The organism is Morganella morganii H1r (assembly GCF_000633515.1).
GTDB lineage: Bacteria > Pseudomonadota > Gammaproteobacteria > Enterobacterales > Enterobacteriaceae > Morganella > Morganella morganii_B.
On the sequence record NZ_AYMP01000106.1, the window covers coordinates 1 to 456 of the forward strand.

Consider the following 456-nt stretch of genomic DNA (forward strand, 5'->3'; position numbering starts at 1 on the left):
CACAGATTGTCTGATAGAAAATGAGCAGAGAGCGTCTGCGAAGCTGACTACTGTCCCCTTCGTCTAGAGGCCCAGGACACCGCCCTTTCACGGCGGTAACAGGGGTTCGAATCCCCTAGGGGACGCCAGTCTGCGCGGGTGAGTGAAAGTCATCTGCCAATAATGATTAAGCTGATTCAAGAGTCAGCTTAACAATTATGCTCTTTAACAATCCGGAACAAGCTGAAAAATTGAAACAATCAATATTATCACCGAGGTAATATTGATGAGTCTCTCAGCCGAACAATCAGAACGTGTTCTTCAGTGTAAGACGCGGCGAGCGAAGTGATTTCGCGAAGGCCGGAGCGCAGTGAGCGCAGCATACTCAGGTATGTGAGCATCACGGGCACCGCCCGACAAAGAAATCACAAAGCGCAGTCCGTCGCATTAAGACACCTTCGGGTTGTGAGGTTAAGC

General features: G+C 50.0%; 1 tRNA gene. It reads left to right on the top strand.

Annotated elements, in window-relative coordinates:
* Positions 1–52: 52 nt before the first annotated feature.
* A tRNA-Glu gene (locus U868_RS0123170) sits at positions 53–128 on the top strand.
* Positions 129–456 lie beyond the last annotated feature (328 nt).